The 15,498-nt window shown below is 73.9% G+C and carries 12 protein-coding genes; 2 read left to right on the top strand and 10 right to left on the bottom strand.

The genetic code is table 11. The features are described from left to right. Window positions 1-29: 29 nt before the first annotated feature. Window positions 30-1,856, bottom strand: coding sequence for a gamma-glutamyltransferase family protein (locus ACH4F6_RS04520; protein WP_397958388.1), 1,827 nt, complete (start codon window positions 1,854-1,856; stop codon window positions 30-32). Window positions 1,857-2,154: 298 nt separating this feature from the next. Here ACH4F6_RS04520 and ACH4F6_RS04515 point away from each other — a divergent pair, with 298 nt between their 5' ends. Next, window positions 2,155-2,814 carry a hypothetical protein gene (locus ACH4F6_RS04515; protein ID WP_397958387.1) on the top strand — a complete coding sequence of 220 codons (660 nt, stop codon included), beginning with the start codon at window positions 2,155-2,157 and terminating at the stop codon, window positions 2,812-2,814. 207 nt (window positions 2,815-3,021) lie between these two features. Here the strand turns inward: ACH4F6_RS04515 and ACH4F6_RS04510 are convergent, their stop codons facing one another. The 9 genes from ACH4F6_RS04510 to ACH4F6_RS04470 all read right to left on the bottom strand — a co-directional run bounded on the left by ACH4F6_RS04510 (window position 3,022) and on the right by ACH4F6_RS04470 (window position 14,602). After that, entirely contained in the window at window positions 3,022-4,548 is a 1,527-nt protein-coding gene (locus ACH4F6_RS04510) for an NCS1 family nucleobase:cation symporter-1 (protein ID WP_397958386.1), read from the bottom strand. A gap of 171 nt (window positions 4,549-4,719) precedes the next feature. Continuing rightward, window positions 4,720-5,739 carry a TIGR03842 family LLM class F420-dependent oxidoreductase gene (locus ACH4F6_RS04505; protein ID WP_397958385.1) on the bottom strand — a complete coding sequence of 340 codons (1,020 nt, stop codon included), beginning with the start codon at window positions 5,737-5,739 and terminating at the stop codon, window positions 4,720-4,722. Between the two features lie 11 nt (window positions 5,740-5,750). Then, window positions 5,751-7,154, bottom strand: a complete 1,404-nt coding sequence (gene hydA / locus ACH4F6_RS04500) for a dihydropyrimidinase (RefSeq protein WP_397958384.1) — start codon at window positions 7,152-7,154, stop codon at window positions 5,751-5,753. 121 nt (window positions 7,155-7,275) lie between these two features. Further along, window positions 7,276-8,118 carry a nitrilase-related carbon-nitrogen hydrolase gene (locus tag ACH4F6_RS04495; protein ID WP_397958383.1) on the bottom strand — a complete coding sequence of 281 codons (843 nt, stop codon included), beginning with the start codon at window positions 8,116-8,118 and terminating at the stop codon, window positions 7,276-7,278. A gap of 193 nt (window positions 8,119-8,311) precedes the next feature. Then, complete coding sequence (locus ACH4F6_RS04490; RefSeq protein ID WP_397958382.1) at window positions 8,312-9,928, bottom strand: PucR family transcriptional regulator; 1,617 nt, start codon at window positions 9,926-9,928, stop codon at window positions 8,312-8,314. A gap of 27 nt (window positions 9,929-9,955) precedes the next feature. Then, window positions 9,956-11,242: an aspartate aminotransferase family protein gene (locus ACH4F6_RS04485; RefSeq protein ID WP_397958381.1), complete on the bottom strand. Its 1,287-nt coding sequence runs from the start codon at window positions 11,240-11,242 to the stop codon at window positions 9,956-9,958. Beyond that, window positions 11,239-12,081 carry a nitrilase-related carbon-nitrogen hydrolase gene (locus ACH4F6_RS04480; RefSeq protein WP_397958380.1) on the bottom strand — a complete coding sequence of 281 codons (843 nt, stop codon included), beginning with the start codon at window positions 12,079-12,081 and terminating at the stop codon, window positions 11,239-11,241. Before ACH4F6_RS04480 ends, ACH4F6_RS04485 begins: the two co-directional genes overlap by 4 nt. Before the next feature lie 253 nt (window positions 12,082-12,334). Beyond that, window positions 12,335-14,221 (bottom strand): hypothetical protein, encoded by a 1,887-nt coding sequence (locus ACH4F6_RS04475; protein ID WP_397958379.1) that lies wholly within the window; start codon window positions 14,219-14,221, stop codon window positions 12,335-12,337. Between the two features lie 129 nt (window positions 14,222-14,350). Continuing rightward, a complete protein-coding gene (locus ACH4F6_RS04470) occupies window positions 14,351-14,602 on the bottom strand; it encodes a helix-turn-helix domain-containing protein (protein WP_397958378.1) in 252 nt (83 codons plus the stop codon). Window positions 14,603-14,634: 32 nt separating this feature from the next. On the opposite strand from ACH4F6_RS04470, the gene map reads away from it, so the two are divergent. Beyond that, window positions 14,635-15,456, top strand: a complete 822-nt coding sequence (map, locus tag ACH4F6_RS04465) for a type I methionyl aminopeptidase (protein ID WP_397958377.1) — start codon at window positions 14,635-14,637, stop codon at window positions 15,454-15,456. The last annotated feature ends 42 nt before the right edge of the window (window positions 15,457-15,498 follow it).

Below are 15,498 nucleotides of genomic sequence, written 5' to 3'. Positions count from 1 at the left end.
CCCGGGGCACAGGACCCGGGGCTCGGGGCTCAGCGGCCCACCGCGTACCCCTGCATGCCCCGGGGATTCGCCGCCGCCGACAGGACGCCGGTCGCCGGGTCGCGGGCGACGGCGCACAGCCGTCCCTCGGACCAGGGGTCGCCGACGGTGACGTCGTGGCCGCGCCGCCGCAGCTCCTCCACGACGCGGGCCGGCACGCGGGACTCGACGGTCACGCTGCCCGGCCGCATGCCGCGCGGGTAGAACGAGCCGGGGAAGGCGTCGTTGTGCCAGTTCGGGGCGTCGACGGCGCCCTGGAGGTCGAGCCCTCCGCGCACGCGTGCGCGGAGGGCGACGGCCAGGAAGAAGTGCAGCTGCCACTGGTCCTGCTGGTCGCCGCCGGGGGTGCCGAAGGCCAGCACGGGAACGCCGTCGCGCAGGGCGATCGAGGGCGTGAGGGTGGTGCGGGGGCGGCGGCCGGGGGTGAGGGAGTTCGGCAGGCCCTCCTCCAGCCAGGTCATCTGCAGACGGGTGCCGAGCGGGAAGCCCAGCTCGGGCACGACCGGGTTGGACTGGAGCCAGCCGCCGCTGGGCGTGGCCGCGACCATGTTGCCCCAGCGGTCGACGACGTCGAGGTGGCAGGTGTCGCCGCGGGTGGAGCCCTCGGCGGTGACCCGCGGCTCCCCGGGCACCGGCGAGGTCGGGGGCTTCGCGACCGTGGGCTCCCCGACGCCCATCGGGCTGAAGCCGGGCTCGTCCGTGGCCACCACGCCCGCGTGGGCGCTCAGCCGGGGGGTGCGCCCGCCGGGGCTGCCCGGCCGCAGCTCGTACGACGCCTTGTCCCCGACGAGCCGGCGCCGCTCGGCGTTGTACCCCGCCGAGAGCAGCTCGTCCAGCGGGACGTCAGCGGCGTCGCCGTACCACGCCTCCCGGTCGGCCATGGCGAGCTTGCAGCCCTCGACGAGCAGGTGGACGTAGTCCGCGGAGCCGTACTCGGGCAGTTCGGGCGAGAGCAGGGCGAGTTGCTGCAGGAGGGCCGGGCCCTGGCTCCAGGGGCCGGCCTTGCACAGGGTCCAGCCGTTCCAGTCGTACGTCGCCGGCGCCTCGTAGGTCGCGGACCAGCCGGCGAGGTCGGCGGCGGTGAGGGTGCCGGTGTGGTGCTCGCCGCTGGTGTCCAGGGTGGGCCGGGCGGACTGCCGCAGCAGCGCCTCCGCGACGAAGCCGGTGCGCCACACCTCCCGCGCCGCCTCGATCCGCGCCTGGCGGTCCCCCGCGCCGGCGGTCTCGGCGAGCAGCCGCTTCCAGGTGGCGGCGAGGGCGGGGTTGCGCAGCAGGCGGCCGGGGCGGGGGGCCTCGCCGTCCGGCAGGTACACCCGCGCGGACGAGGTCCACTCCGTCTCGAACAGCTCCCGTACGGTCTCGACGGTCGCGCCGACGTTCTCGACGGGCGGGTGTCCGTGCTCGGCGTATCCGACGGCGTACTTCAGGACGTCGTCGAGGGACTTGGTGCCGTGGTCGCGCAGCAGGAGCATCCAGGCGTCGAAGGCGCCGGGGACGGCGGCGGCCAGCGGACCCGTGCCGGGCACGAGGTCGAGACCGAGCGACCGGTAGTGCGCGACGGTCGCGCCGGCCGGGGCGACGCCCTGACCGCACAGGACCCGCACCTCGCCGCCCGCCGGGGCGAGCAGGATCGGCACCTCGCCCGCGGGGCCGTTGAGGTGGGGTTCGACGACGTGCAGCACGAAGGCGCCGGCGACGGCCGCGTCGTAGGCGTTGCCGCCGTCCTCCAGGACGGCCATCGCCGACTGGGAGGCCAGCCAGTGGGTGGAGGACACCATGCCGAAGGTGCCCTGGAGGGTGGGGCGGGTGGTGAACACGGGCGGGCTCCTCACTGCGCGGCGGCCGGTCGTGCGATCGTACGCACCGGCGTCCCCGCGGCAGCCCCGGCGTCCGCCGTCGGCAGGCTCTCCCCCGCGGCCGGCGGCGGGTGTTCGACCGGGACCTCGGCGACGCAACGGGACATGTCGCCCCGCCGGACGTCCGTCCGTCCGCGCGGGCCGTCACCGCCCCGCCACGGAGCGAGTTCGCCCTTCCGCCCCACAGGGAGTCGTGTGACACTGGCGTCCCTGTCCGCGTCGCGGATGCCGTCCGCACCGACCCCCACGAAAGTGCGCCGTGCGCTCTCTGCCTCTGCCGCTCGCCCTCACCGCGCGCCTGTCCCCCGTGGTGGTGCTCGCCTGCGCGGGCTGGGCGTTGACGTCCGGTCCCGCCACGAAGGACACCGCGGCCCAGGACACGACCGAGCCCCGCCCCGGGTCGACGTCCGCCCCCTCCTCCACCGCGGCGGCCAAGACGTTCGCCGCCGCGCCCGCGCCCTGCGCGAGCGTGGCCACGAAGACGGTCTCCTCCCTGGTGCCGGGCGCCAAGGCGGCGGGCAAGGAGATCCCCTCGACGGACACCACCCTGCGCCGCACCTGCTCCTGGAACGCCCTCAAGGGCTACGACTACCGCTGGCTCGACGTCTCCTTCGAACTCCTGGACTCCGACGAGGCGGCCACGACCTCGTACAAGGAGCGCGTCGCGGACAAGAGCGGCGGCGGGGCGGTCCCGGGCCTGGGGGACGAGGGGTACTCGGTGGTGAACCTGACCACCGAGGACAAGCAGCAGACCCGTGAGGGCACGGTGTTCGCGCGGGTGTCCAATGCGCTGGTGGTCGTCACCTACAACGGCAGCGACTTCGAGACGAAGAAGGCGCCCGGCACGGACGAGATCAACAAGGGCGCCATCAAGGCGGCGAAGGAAGCGGTCGCCGCGCTGAAGGCCTCGGCGAACTGAGGCGCGCCGCCGGTGCGTTCGGACCGGCGCCCGCGGCGGCACGTCCGGGACCGGGACGGCGAGGGAGCGGACCCTGACGGGACGGCCGGGGAACGGACCGCGAACGGCCCGCCCGGCGCCCGCCGGTGGCCCGCGCGACGGCCGACGCGGGGCGGCCGCAGGGGGGTTCACCCGCCCTCCGGCCGCCCCGGCCCGGTCCTGCGGGCGTCACAGAGCGTTCTTCTCGCGCCCTGCGAGCAGCATCAGCGCCAGGTACAGCGCCATCGAGGTGCCGAGGCCCACCGCCCAGCCGTAGTCGGCCAGCGGTTCCAGCGCCGGGACGGGCCGGCCGTCGATCAGCGGCTTGAAGTTCGCGCCGCCGACGGCGAGGACACCGCCGACGGCGAAGGCGACGACGGCCCGCCAGTTCCAGCCGCCGTCGTACCAGTAGCGGCCGCCGGCGCGGTACAGGTCGACCAGGTCGAGCCGGCCGCGGCGCAGGATCCAGTAGTCGGCGATGAGGATGCCGGCGACCGTGCCGAGCAGTCCGCCGACCAGACCGAGCCAGGTGAAGATGTAGCCCTGCGGGTCGGAGTACAGCTTCCACGGGAGGATCAGCACACCGAGGACGCAGGTGGCGAGGGCGCCGGTGCGGAAACCGATCTTCCTGGGCGCGATGTTGGAGAAGTCGAAGGCCGGGGAGACCAGGTTGGCGGCGACGTTCACCGACAGGGTCGCGACCAGCACGGTGACCAGTGCGAAGAGCAGGCCGACGACGTTGTCCGTCTTGGCGGCGAGCTGGACCGGGTCCCAGATCGTCTCGCCGTACACGGCCTGCGAACCGGAGGTGACCATGACGGACAGCAGCGCGAAGAGCGTCATGGTCGTGGGGAGGCCAAGTGCTTGCCCCCACGTCTGCGCCTTCTGGGACCTGCCGTAGCGGGTGAAGTCCGGGATGTTCAGCGACAGCGTCGACCAGAAGCCGATCATGCCCATCAGGGACGGCCAGAACAGCTTCCAGAAGTCGCCGCCCCAGCCGAACTCGGAGGGTTGGTCGAGCAGCGGGCCGAAGCCGCCCGCCTTGTCGCTCATCCAGATCAGCATCGCGAACGCGCCGACGAGCACGAACGGCGCCGCCCAGTTCTCGAAACGGCGGATCGTCTCCATGCCCCGGTAGATGATCGCGACCTGGATCGCCCAGAACACCGCGAACGACAGCCACATCGTCCACGGGTGGCCGCCGAACTCCCCGGCTTCGCTCCAGCCGTTGCCGATGAGCTTCCCGGCGAGGAAGTAGATGGCCTCGCCGCCGATCCAGGTCTGGATGCCGAACCAGCCGCAGGCCACCAACGCCCTCACGACGGCGGGCAGGTTGGCGCCGCGGATCCCGAAGGAGGCGCGGGCGAAGACCGGGAAGGGGATGCCGTACTTGGGGCCGGCGTGCCCGGTGAGCAGCATCGGCACCAGCACGACGACATTGGCCAGCGCGATGGTGAGCACCGCCTGCTTCCAGTCCATGCCGACGGCGATCAGACCGGAGGCGAGCGTCCAGGACGCCGTGTTGTGGGCCATGCCGACCCACAGCGCGGAGAAGTTGTACGTGGTCCAGGTGCGCTTCTCGACGGGGACCGGGAGCAGGTCCTCGTTGGCGTAGGGGCCGCTGGGCTGCGGCGAACCAGGGGCGATCTCCACCCGGCCGTCGGCGAGGGTGACTTGGGAGGTCGGCGGTATCGCTGTGGGAGCGGTGTCGGTCATGGGCAGGCCAATCAAACGAGGGGTGGGTCCGGAGAGGCCGTGCGGGGCCGGCGGGGCCGGGGAAGAGCGGCGTGGGGGGACGTGCCCGTCCTTCCCCGGCCCCGCCGGCCCCTCCCCGGGACGGCGGGGAGGGGAGAGCGGGGTGGGGGGATCGAACCCGGGCGGTGCGGGTCAGCCGTTGAGGGCAGGGATCACCGTCGTGCCGTAGGCGTCGATGACCTTCTCCTGCGCGTCGTGCATGTCGTAGACGGCGAACTGGTCGACGCCCAGCTCGCGCAGGGCGGTGAGCTTCTCGATGTGCTTCTCGACCGGGCCGACGAGGCAGAACCGGTCGACGATCTCGTCGGGGACGAACGCGGTGTCGGGGTTGTCGGCGCGTCCGTGGTGGGAGTAGTCGTAGCCCTCGCGCGCCTTGATGTACTCGGTGAGTTCGTCGGGGACGGCCGCCGAGTGCTCGCCGTACTTCGACACCAGGTCGGCGACGTGGTTGCCGACCATCCCGCCGAACCAGCGGCACTGCTCACGGGCGTGGGCGAGCGCCTCGGGCGAGTCGTCGTCGGTGACGTAGGCGGGGGCCGCGACGCAGATCGTCACCTCGGACGGGTCGCGCCCGGCGGCGACGGCCGCGTCCTTGACCGCCTTGACCATGTACTCGGTGAGATAGAGGTCGGCCAGCTGGAGGATGAAGCCGTCGGCCTCCTCGCCGGTCATCTTCAGCGCCTTCGGGCCGTACGCGGCCATCCAGACGGGGAGCCGGGCGTCCTCCCCGATCCAGGGGAACCTGACCACCGTGCCGCCGAGGTCGGCCTCCTGGCCCGAGCCGAGCGCCCTGATGACCTTCATGGCGCCGCTGATCCGGGCGAGGGTGTTCGGGGTGCGGCCCGCGACGCGCATCGCGGAGTCGCCGCGGCCGATGCCGCAGACGGTGCGGTTGCCGAACATGTCGTTGAGGGTGGCGAAGGTGGAGGCGGTGACCTCCCAGGTGCGGGTGCCCGGGTTGGTGACCATCGGTCCCACGGTCAGCCTGCTGGTGTGCGCGAGGATCTGACTGTAGATCACGAACGGTTCCTGCCAGAGCACGGCGGAGTCGAAGGTCCAGCCGTGGGTGAAGCCGTTGTCCTCCGCGCGCCGCATCAGCTCGACGACCCGCGAGGCCGGCGGATCGGTCTGCAGGACGAGTCCGAAGTCCATGTGCGCCCTTCCTAGGTGAGGTACTGACAGGTGGAGCGCGGGGTGTAGACGCCGTGCCCGGCGTGTCCGGTGTACTCCCGCTCGGTGATGACGAGTTCGCCGCGCGAGAGCACCGTCTCGACCCGGCCGGTGAGGCGCTTGCCCTCGTACGCGGAGTAGTCGACGTTCATGTGGTGCGTCTCGGCGGAGACGGTCTGCTCGGCGTGCGGGTCGTAGATCACGACGTCGGCGTCGGCGCCCGGGGCGATGGTGCCCTTCTTCGGGTACATGCCGAACATGCGGGCCGGGGTGGCGCAGGCGATCTCGATCCAGCGGCGGCGCGAGAGGTGTCCGTCGACGACGGCCTGGTGGAGCAGGTCCATCCGGTTCTCCACGCCCGGGAGGCCGTTGGGGATCTTGGAGAAGTCGCCGCGGCCCAGCTCCTTCTGCCCCACGAAGCAGAAGGGGCAGTGGTCGGTGGAGACCACCTGGAGGTCGTTGGTGCGCAGGCCCTGCCAGAGCTTGGCCTGGTGCTCCTTCGGCCGCAGCGGTGTGCTGCACACGTACTTGGAGCCCTCGAAGTCGGGCTCCGCGAGGTTGTCGGTCGACAGGAACAGGTACTGCGGGCAGGTCTCGCCGAAGACGTTCAGCCCCTCGTCGCGCGCCCTGGCCAGTTCGGCGACCGCCTCCATCGCCGAGACGTGCACGACGTACAGGGGCGCGCCGGCGACCTGCGCGAGCCTGATGGCGCGATGGGTGGCCTCGGCCTCCAGCAGCGCCTTGCGGACCTCGCCGTGGTACCGGGGGTCCGTCTCGCCGCGGGCGAGGGCCTGCTCGACCAGGACGTCGATGGCGATGCCGTTCTCCGCGTGCATCATGATCAGTCCGCCGTTCTCGGCGGAGCGCTGCATGGCGCGCAGGATCTGGCCGTCGTCGGAGTAGAAGACGCCCGGGTAGGCCATGAACTGCTTGAAGGAGGTCACCCCCTCCTCCACCAGCAGGTCCATCTCCTTGAGCGTCTCCTGGTTCACATCGGAGACGATCATGTGGAAGCCGTAGTCGATCGCGCAGTTGCCCTCCGCCTTGGCGTGCCAGGCGTCCAGGCCCTCGCGCAGGGTGTGGCCGACGCTCTGCACGGCGAAGTCGACGATGGTCGTCGTACCGCCCCAGGCGGCGGCCCGGGTGCCGGTCTCGAAGGTGTCGGAGGCGAAGGTGCCGCCGAACGGCAGCTCCATGTGGGTGTGGGCGTCGACCCCGCCCGGGATCACGTACTTCCCGGTGGCGTCGATGATCCGCCCGGCGGTCCAGGCCTCGGCGGCCGGGGTGCCGGACGCGGCGAGGGCGGCGATGCGGCCGTCCTCGATCAGGACGTCGGCGTGGATCTCGTCGGAGGCGGTGACGACGAGACCGCCGCGGATGATTTTCCGGCTGCTCATGGGGCATCTCCAGAACGGCGATCGGGACGGTGCGGTGCGTGCGCGGTGGGTCGCGCCCCGCGGCGGGACCGCACGGGGCCACCGGCCCGCGCCCGGCGGGGGGCGCGGGGGTCCGCGTGGGTCACGGTGCCGTCAGCGGGCCGTAGGCCTCCGGACGGCGGTCGCGGTAGAACTGCCAGCGGTCGCGGACCTCGCGCAGCTTGGCCATGTCGAGGTCGCGGACGACCAGCTCGGTCTCCTTGTCGCCGGCCACCTCGCCCACGAACCGGGCCTCCGGGTCCACGAAGTACGAGGTCCCGTAGAAGTCGTTGTCGCCCAGCTCCTCGACGCCGACCCGGTTGATCGCGCCGACGAAGTACTCGTTGGCGACGGCCGCCGCCGGCTGCTCCAGCTGCCAGAGGTAGGCGGACAGGCCGCGGGAGGTGGCCGACGGGTTGAAGACGATCTCGGCGCCCGCCAGGCCCAGGGCGCGCCAGCCCTCGGGGAAGTGGCGGTCGTAGCAGATGTAGACGCCGATCCGGCCGACGGCGGTGTCGAAGACCGGCCAGCCGCTGTTGCCGGGGCGGAAGTAGAACTTCTCCCAGAAGCCCTCGACCTGGGGGATGTGGTGCTTGCGGTACTTGCCGAGGTACGAGCCGTCCGCGTCGATCACGGCCGCGGTGTTGTAGAGGACGCCGGGCTGCTCCTCCTCGTACATCGGCAGCACCAGGACGATGCCCAGTTCGCGGGCGAGGGCCTGGAAGCGCTTGACGATCGGCCCGTCGGGGACGCGTTCGGCGTACTCGTAGAAGGCGGGGTCCTGGACCTGGCAGAAGTACGGCCCGTAGAACAGTTCCTGGAAGCACATGACGCGGGCGCCCTGGGCGGCCGCGTCGCGCACCGCCCGCTCGTGCACCTGGATCATCGACTCCTTGTCGCCGGTCCACGCGGTCTGGAAGACGGCGGCACGGATCACTGGGCTCATCGGGACCTCCGGTCGCTCGGTGTGCGAGGAGCCTAGGAAGCCGGCGGGCCCGCTTTGAGGTGCACGGTGTCACGTCCGAAGGCGTGCGGCGTGCCACGGTGTCACGCCGTCGTGGGCCCATGTTTCACCACCGTTCTCCCAAGTCGTCCCATGTTTCACTGCTGTTGCGCGCGCCGCGTCGGCGGGCGTGCGCTCATCCCCGCTGGGCGTCGTGCGCGAGGAGCGCGATGTGCACCGACGCCGCCTGTTCGAAGTCGTCGAGGTCGATCCCGAGCCGCGCCTGTATCGCCTCCAGCCGGCGGTACAGCGCGGGCCGGGAGACGTGGTGGAGCTGGGCGGTGCGGGACTTGTTGCGGCCGGTGGCGAGGTAGGTGCGCAGGACGGCGAGCAGGTCGTCGCCGGCCGCGCACAGCAGCCCGTCCAGCTCCCGCTCGGCGAAGGACTGCACGTGCGGGTCGTCCCTCAGCAGCCGGACCAGGCCGCGCAGGTGGACGTCCTTGAGGCGGACGACGGGCGGGAGGTCGAGGACGGCCGGGGAGCCGGCGACGGCGTCCGCGACGTGCCGGGCCTCGCGCAGCCCGGCCGGCACGTCGTCCCAGGCGGTCCGCGGGCCGGCCGCGGCGACGACGGTCCGGTCCTCCCCCGACTCGGTGCGCAGCCGGGTCGCGAAGTGCGCGGCGAGCGCCTCGGCGTCCTGGTCCCGGGCGAGGCTGAGCAGGACGGCGGTGGCTCCGTCGGCGAGCCGGGCGACCAGGCCGGGCAGGCCGAGCAGCCGCAGCACGCGGTCGAGGCCGGCGGGATCGGCGTCCCGGACGACGAGCGGGACGAAGGTGCGCCGGTTGACCGGCAGCCCGGCGGCCCGTGCGCGGGGCAGCGACTGCCGGGCCGGTACGACGCCGGAGACCAGGTCGGTGAGCAGGCCCTGGGCGGACTGCTCCTCCCAGGAGGGGGCGGCGGGGCCGGCGAGCATGCGGTGCAGCACGAGGGCCTCGGCGGCCCGGTCGGCGAGCAGCCGCCCGCCCGCGGTGTCGCCGCGGTAGCCGCACAGCACGACCTGTCCCCAGCGCTCGCCGTGTCCGCCCAGCTCGGCGCGGATCCAGCCGTCGCCCTCGCTGCCTCCCCCCGTGCCTGAACGGCCTGGGTGGTGCCCCCCTGCCTGGCGGGCGATGCGCTCCCAGTCGCGCAGCACGTCGTCGACCGCGGGCCGCTCCCCCGCCGTGGCCAGCACGCGGTGGGCGAGGTTGGTGACGACGACCGGGCAGCCGGTGTGGTGGGCGACCTCGTCGAGCAGGCGTTGCAGCGGCGCGCCGGCGGTGATCAGTCCGGTGAGCGCGGTGCGGACGGCCTCGGAGAGGCTGACGGCGGCGAACTTGCGCCGCACCAGCCGGGACTGGACCTCCTCGGTCAGCGCGGCGAAGGGGAACGGCCGGTGCAGGACGACCAGGGGCAGCCCGCACCGCTCGGCGGCGCGCCGCATCACGTCCGGCGGCGCGGGGAAGGCCCGCCCGAGGCCCAGGACGACGGCGGCGGCCTCCGCGCGGTGCAGGGACCGGATGTACTCGGCCTGCTTGCCCTCGTCGCCGGCGAGCAGCACCCCCGTGGTGAGCACCATCTCGCCGCCGCTGAGCATCACGCCGACGTCGGCGGCCTCGGCGACGTGCACCCAGCGCACGGGCCGGTCGAGCTGGGCCGCGCCGGCCACCACCTCGGGCTCCCCGGCCAGCACGCGCTCCAGCGACAGGACCTGACGGACCGACAGGGCGGGTTCGAGGGGCTCCGCGGCCCCCCGGTACTCCGGGACGGTAGTCATGTGTGCGTTCCCTTGCTGCCGGTGCCGCTACTGCGTGCTCCTCAGTGCGCCCTCGAGGATCGCGGCGCCCTCCTCGGCCTCCGCGACGGTCAGGGACAGCGGTGGCGCGATGCGCAGGGCGCTGGTGTCGTGGCCGCCGCCCTTGCCGACGAGCAGGCCGCCGGCGCGGGCCGCCTCCAGCACGGCGGCCGCCCGGTCCGGGTCGGCCCGGTCGGTGCCGGGCCGGGTGAGTTCGACGCCGATCATCAGTCCGCGCCCGCGCACCTCCCGTACGCCGGGATCCTGCGCGGCGGCCGCCCGCAGCCGTTCGATGAGCAGTCCGCCGACCCGTCGGGCGTTGCCCTGGAGGTCGTGTTCCAGCAGGTGGGCGAGGTTGGCGAGGCCGGCGGCCATGGTGATCTGGGTGCCGCCGAAGGTGGAGATGCTGTTCGCGTCCAGGCAGTTCATGATCTCGGCGCGGGCGACGACCCCGCCGATGGACATGCCGTTGCCGATGCCCTTGGCGAAGGTGACGATGTCCGGCGGGCCGTTCCTGCCGTGCGCCTGCCAGCCCCAGAAGTGGTCGCCGGTGCGGCCCCAGCCGGTCTGCACCTCGTCGGCGATCCACAGGATGCCGTGGGCGTCCAGCACCTCGCGGAACGCCGCGTACAGGCCGTCCGGCGGCGAGGTGAACCCGCCGACGCCCTGGACGGGTTCGGCGATCAGCGCGGCGGGCGGCCGGGTGTGGCCGAGGAGGTCCTTCAGGTCCTCGACGCAGGCGGCGATGAACTCGGCGTCGCCGAGCGCGGCGTACGGGCCGCGGGTGCGCACGCCGCCGTGGACGTACAGGGTCTGCAGCGGGGACAGGGACGTCGGGGACCAGCCGCGGTTGCCGGTGACGCCGACGGCGCTGAAGGAGCGGCCGTGGTAGCTGTTGCGCATGGCCAGGACCGTGTTGCTGCGCCGGTACGTCGTCGCCAGCAGCAGGGCCGTGTCGTTGGCCTCGGTGCCGGAGGTGGTGAAGAAGACGCGGGCGTCCGGGACGCCGCTCAGCCGGGCGACGCGCTCGGCGAGTTCGACCATCGGCCGGTTGAGGTAGAGGGTGGAGGAGTGGACGATCCGTCCGGCCTGCTCGCTCACCGCCTTGGTCACCTCGGGCAGCGCGTGCGCGGTCATGGTGGTGAGGATGCCGCCGAAGAAGTCGAGGTACTTGTTCCCCTGCGCGTCCCAGACGTGGCGGCCCTCGCCGTGGGTGATCTCCAGCGGGTCGTCGTAGTAGAGGGCGAGCCAGTCCGGCAGGACGTCGCGGTGGCGTGCGTGGAGGTCGCTGCTCACGGCTGCACCAGCCCTTCGTAGGCGTCGGGGCGTCGGTCGCGGTAGAAGGCCCACGTCCGGCGTACCTGCTCGACCAGGTCGAAGTCGAGGTCGCGGACGACGAGTTCCTCGTGGCGGTCGCTGGCCGGCTCGCCGACGAGCTGTCCGCGCGGGTCGACGAAGTAGGAGGTCCCGTAGAAGTCGTTGTCGCCGTACTCCTCGACGCCCACCCGGTTGATCGCCGCCACGAAGTACTCGTTGGCGACGGCCGCCGCGGGCTGCTCCAGCCGCCAGAGGTGGGCGGACAGGCCGCGGTGGGTGGCGGACGGGTTGTAGACCAGCTGGGCGCCGTTCAGGCCGAGCTGGCGCCAGCCCTCCGGGAAGTGGCGGTCGTAGCAGATGTAGACGCCGACCTTGCCGACGGCGGTGTCGAAGACCGGCCAGCCGCTGTTGCCGGGGCGGAAGTAGTACTTCTCCCAGAAGCCCTCGACCTGGGGGATGTGGTGCTTGCGGTACTTGCCGAGGTAGGCGCCGTCGGCGTCGATCACGGCCGCGGTGTTGTAGGAGAAACCGGACTGCTCGACCTCGAAGACCGGGACGACGACGACCATGCCGGTCTCGCGCGCGAGCTCCCGCATGCGGCGCACGGTCGGCCCGTCGGGGACCGGCTCGGCCCAGCGGTAGTGCTCCGGTTCCTGGACCTGGCAGAAGTAAGGAGCGTTGAAGACTTCCTGGAACCCGATGATCCGCGCGCCCTGCCGGGCCGCCGCACGGGCGTGCTCCTCGTGCTTCGCCACCATGGACTCCGTGTCGCCGGTCCAGGTGGCCTGGACCAGGGCGGCACGCACGACGTTGGCCATGAGCTGCTCCTTCGACGGGGAACGCCAGAGCCTCTACGCCCGTAGACGACGGCCGTAGAGGGACGAACGTAAGCCTCCGGGACAGGCTTGCCAAGACCGTCGTCGTTAACCCGCGGAGTCGATCGCGTTTCACCCTCCGGTGGGCGGGAGGCGCGCGTACGGCGTACGCGCGGAGGGCGGGCCGGGTGTCGCGGAGGGTGCGGGCCGGCGGGCCGGCGGGTGGTGTGCGGGAGCGGGGGCGCCTAGGCGCGGCTCAGGTGCCGAGGCCGGCGACCCGCAGGGCGTGCGCGAGGTCGCGGCGGCGCTGCTCCGAGACGCCCCGGGCCGCCTCCAGCAGCAGCGGGGCGAGGGTGTGCGGGTCGGGGGCGGCGCTGCGGGCGGCCTCCTCGGGGGCGCGGACCCGGACGTAGGCGTCGAGCAGCGCCCGCGCCTCCTGGTGGCGGCCGTCGGCGAGGAGTCCGCGCACGGCCTCCCCCATCTCGCCGGCGGGCCGCACGACGCCCTGCCGCAGGACCTGCTCGCCGTCGGCCGTCCGCCCGGCCGCGGCCAGCGCGTCCGCCACGGCGACGAGCCGGTCCGCGGGCAGCGAGGCGGCCTCCCAGAGCAGGGTCGTCCAGTCGGCGGTGAGCCCGGCGCGCCGGAGGTCGGCGGCGAGCAGCGGGAGGCGGGCGGCGGGCCAGTGGGCGAGTTCCGCGAGCAGCGCGTGCGCCTCGCCGCTGCGCCCTTCGCCGCGCAGCCGCACCAGCCGCTCCACCGCCCCGGCGGTCTCCCGGCGCGCCACCGCGTCCAGCGGCTCGCGCCCCGGGGGCTGCGGCCGCGGCTCCACGGCCTCGGCGGCCCCGGCGAAGCGGGCGCCGCGGGGGGTGCGGCGCGAGGCGGCCGCGGACGCGGGCGGCACGGGTGCGGCGGCCGGCGGTACGACGACGGGTGCGGCGGCCTCCTCCTCGGCCATGCCGGCGAAGCGGGCACCGCCCCGCCGGCGCTTGCGCTGCTCGGGGACGGACGCGCTCGGCGCGGGGACGCCCGGGGCCGCTTCGGCGGGGGCGGCCCCGGGGCGGCTCCCCCGGTGCGACGCGTGCGCGGGGTCGGCGTCGGCGAAGCGGCGGAGGTCGTCGTACGAGGCCTCGCGGGCGCCACCGTGGGCGGCGGGGGCCGGGGAGGCGTCACCGTGGGCGGACCGAGCCGAGGCCGCCGGAGCATCACCGTAGGCGGACCGAGCCGAGGCCACGGAGGCGTCACCGTGGGCGGCCGGAACCGGGGCCGCCGGAGTACCGCCGTAGGCGGGCCGAGCCGAGGCGGCCGGAGCGTCACCGTAGGCGGGCCAGGCCGAGGCCGCCTGAGTACCGCCGTGGGCCGCCGGAGTGCCGTCGTGGGTGGCTGGCGCCGAGGCCGCCGGAGTACCGCCGTAGGCGGGCCGAACCGAGGCCACGGAGGCGTCACCGTGGGCGGGCCGAACCGAGGCCACGGAGGCGTCACCGTAGGCGGGCCAGGCCGAGGCCGCCGGAGTGCCGTCGTGGGCCGCCGGAGTGCCGTCGTGGGTGGCTGGCGCCGGGGCCGTCGGGGCGTCGTCGTAGCCGGAGGCGAGGGCATCGGTGCCGGTGGCGTCCGTGGTCCGTCGCGGCGCGTGCGCCGCGCGCCGGTCCGCCGCGGCCATGCGGTGGCGGAGTTCGGCGCACCGGGCGGTGGCCCGCTCGTGGTCGTCGTGGGCCCAGGCGAGGTCGAGGCGGAGGGCGTCGGCCTCCTCGCGGGTGGCCGCGTCGGCGAGCAGACGGCCCAGCTCGGCCTGGCGTGCGACGGCGTGGCGCTGTTCGCGGAGCATGACGTCGAGGCGGTCGCCGAGGGCCTCGCGGCCGCCGGGCCGGTCGTCGTGGGCGGCGAGGGCGGCCAGGTGCAGGGGGCGCGCCCGCTCGGCCTCCCGGGCGGCGGCCGGCGTGCCGTACTGCGCGGCGAGGTCCTGGAGCACCGCCTCCACCACGTCCCAGGGCGGCACCTCACGCCCGTCGAGACAGGCCCGCATGCCGTCCGCGTCGCGCCCCCAGAACACCGCGCACCAGCCGGAGCCCTGGTCGACGCGCGCCAGCAGACCGTCCAGGTAGTGCGCGAACTCCCGTACCTCGGCCGGGAGTCGGTCCAGAGTCATCACCCAGCTCCCGTCCGACCGGAACACTCCGGCCCGTAGGAAACACCAGCCGTGTTACAGCCGGACTACGGGGAGTTTTCCGGGGGAGGCGGCGGGCCCACCGCGCTCACCGCCGCCGGCCGGCGGGCCTCACACGACCACGAGGACGCACCGCTCCGCCAGTTCGTCCGTGGACAGTCCGAGGGCGCGGGCGAGGGCGACGACGGTGAAGAAGGCCGGGGTCGGGGCGCGGCCGGTCTCGATCTTGCGGAGGGTCTCGGCGGAGATGCCGGCGCTCGCCGCGACCTCGGCCATGCTCCTGTCGCCCCGGGCCTCGCGGAGCAGTCTGCCGAGCCGCTCGCCACGTTCGCGCTCTTCGGGGGTCAGCGGGGTGCGTACCATGACGCCATTCTAATACCGGTATAGTAATTGGCATGGTGGAACTGAAGACGGACGCATCGATCGATGCCATGTACGAGACGGGCCAGGTGGTCGCGCGCGGCCTGACGGCCGTGCGCGAGGCCGCAGCCGTGGGCGTCTCCCTGCTGGAGCTGGACGAGCTGGCGCACGACGTGCTGCGCGGGGCGGGCGCGACCTCCCCGTTCCTCGGCTACCGCCCGTCCTTCGCGCCGACGCCCTTCCCGGCCGTGATCTGCGCGTCCGTGAACGACGCGATCGTGCACGGCATCCCCACCGGCTACCGGCTGCGCGACGGCGACCTGGTCTCGATCGACTTCGGCGCCCAGCTGAACGGCTGGGCCGGCGACTCCGCGATCAGCTTCGTCGTCGGCACACCGCGCCCGGCGGACGTCCGTCTGGTGGAGACCGCCGAGCGCGCGCTGGCGGCCGGGATCGAGGCGGCGGTCGTGGGCAACCGCATCGGCGACATCGCCCACGCGATCGGCACGGTCTGCCGGTCCGCCGGCTACGGCGTCCCGGACGGCTTCGGCGGCCACGGCGTGGGCCGCCGGATGCACGAGGACCCCGCGGTCCCCAACGAGGGCCGCCCCGGCCGGGGTCTCCCCCTGCGCCGCGGCATGGTCCTGGCGATCGAGCCGATGCTGATCGCCGGCGGCGGGGACGACTACCACGCGGCCCCCGACGGCTGGACCCTCCGGACGAACGACGGCTCGAGGGCGGCCCACGCGGAACACACGGTGGCGATCACGGAGACGGGCCCACGCGTTCTCACGGCACGCGAAGCCGCCCGGGGCACCGCCGCCCGGGGACTGTCCGGCGGATCAGGTCGCGGGTGAGCAGCCGCGGCTGATCGGCGTCCGGTGAGCAGGGACCTCCCG

The organism is Streptomyces sp. NPDC017936, from assembly GCF_044328485.1.
Taxonomy (GTDB): domain Bacteria; phylum Actinomycetota; class Actinomycetes; order Streptomycetales; family Streptomycetaceae; genus Streptomyces.
Note: the sequence above shows the minus strand (reverse complement) of the source record. Positions and strands in the feature narration are given on the sequence as shown.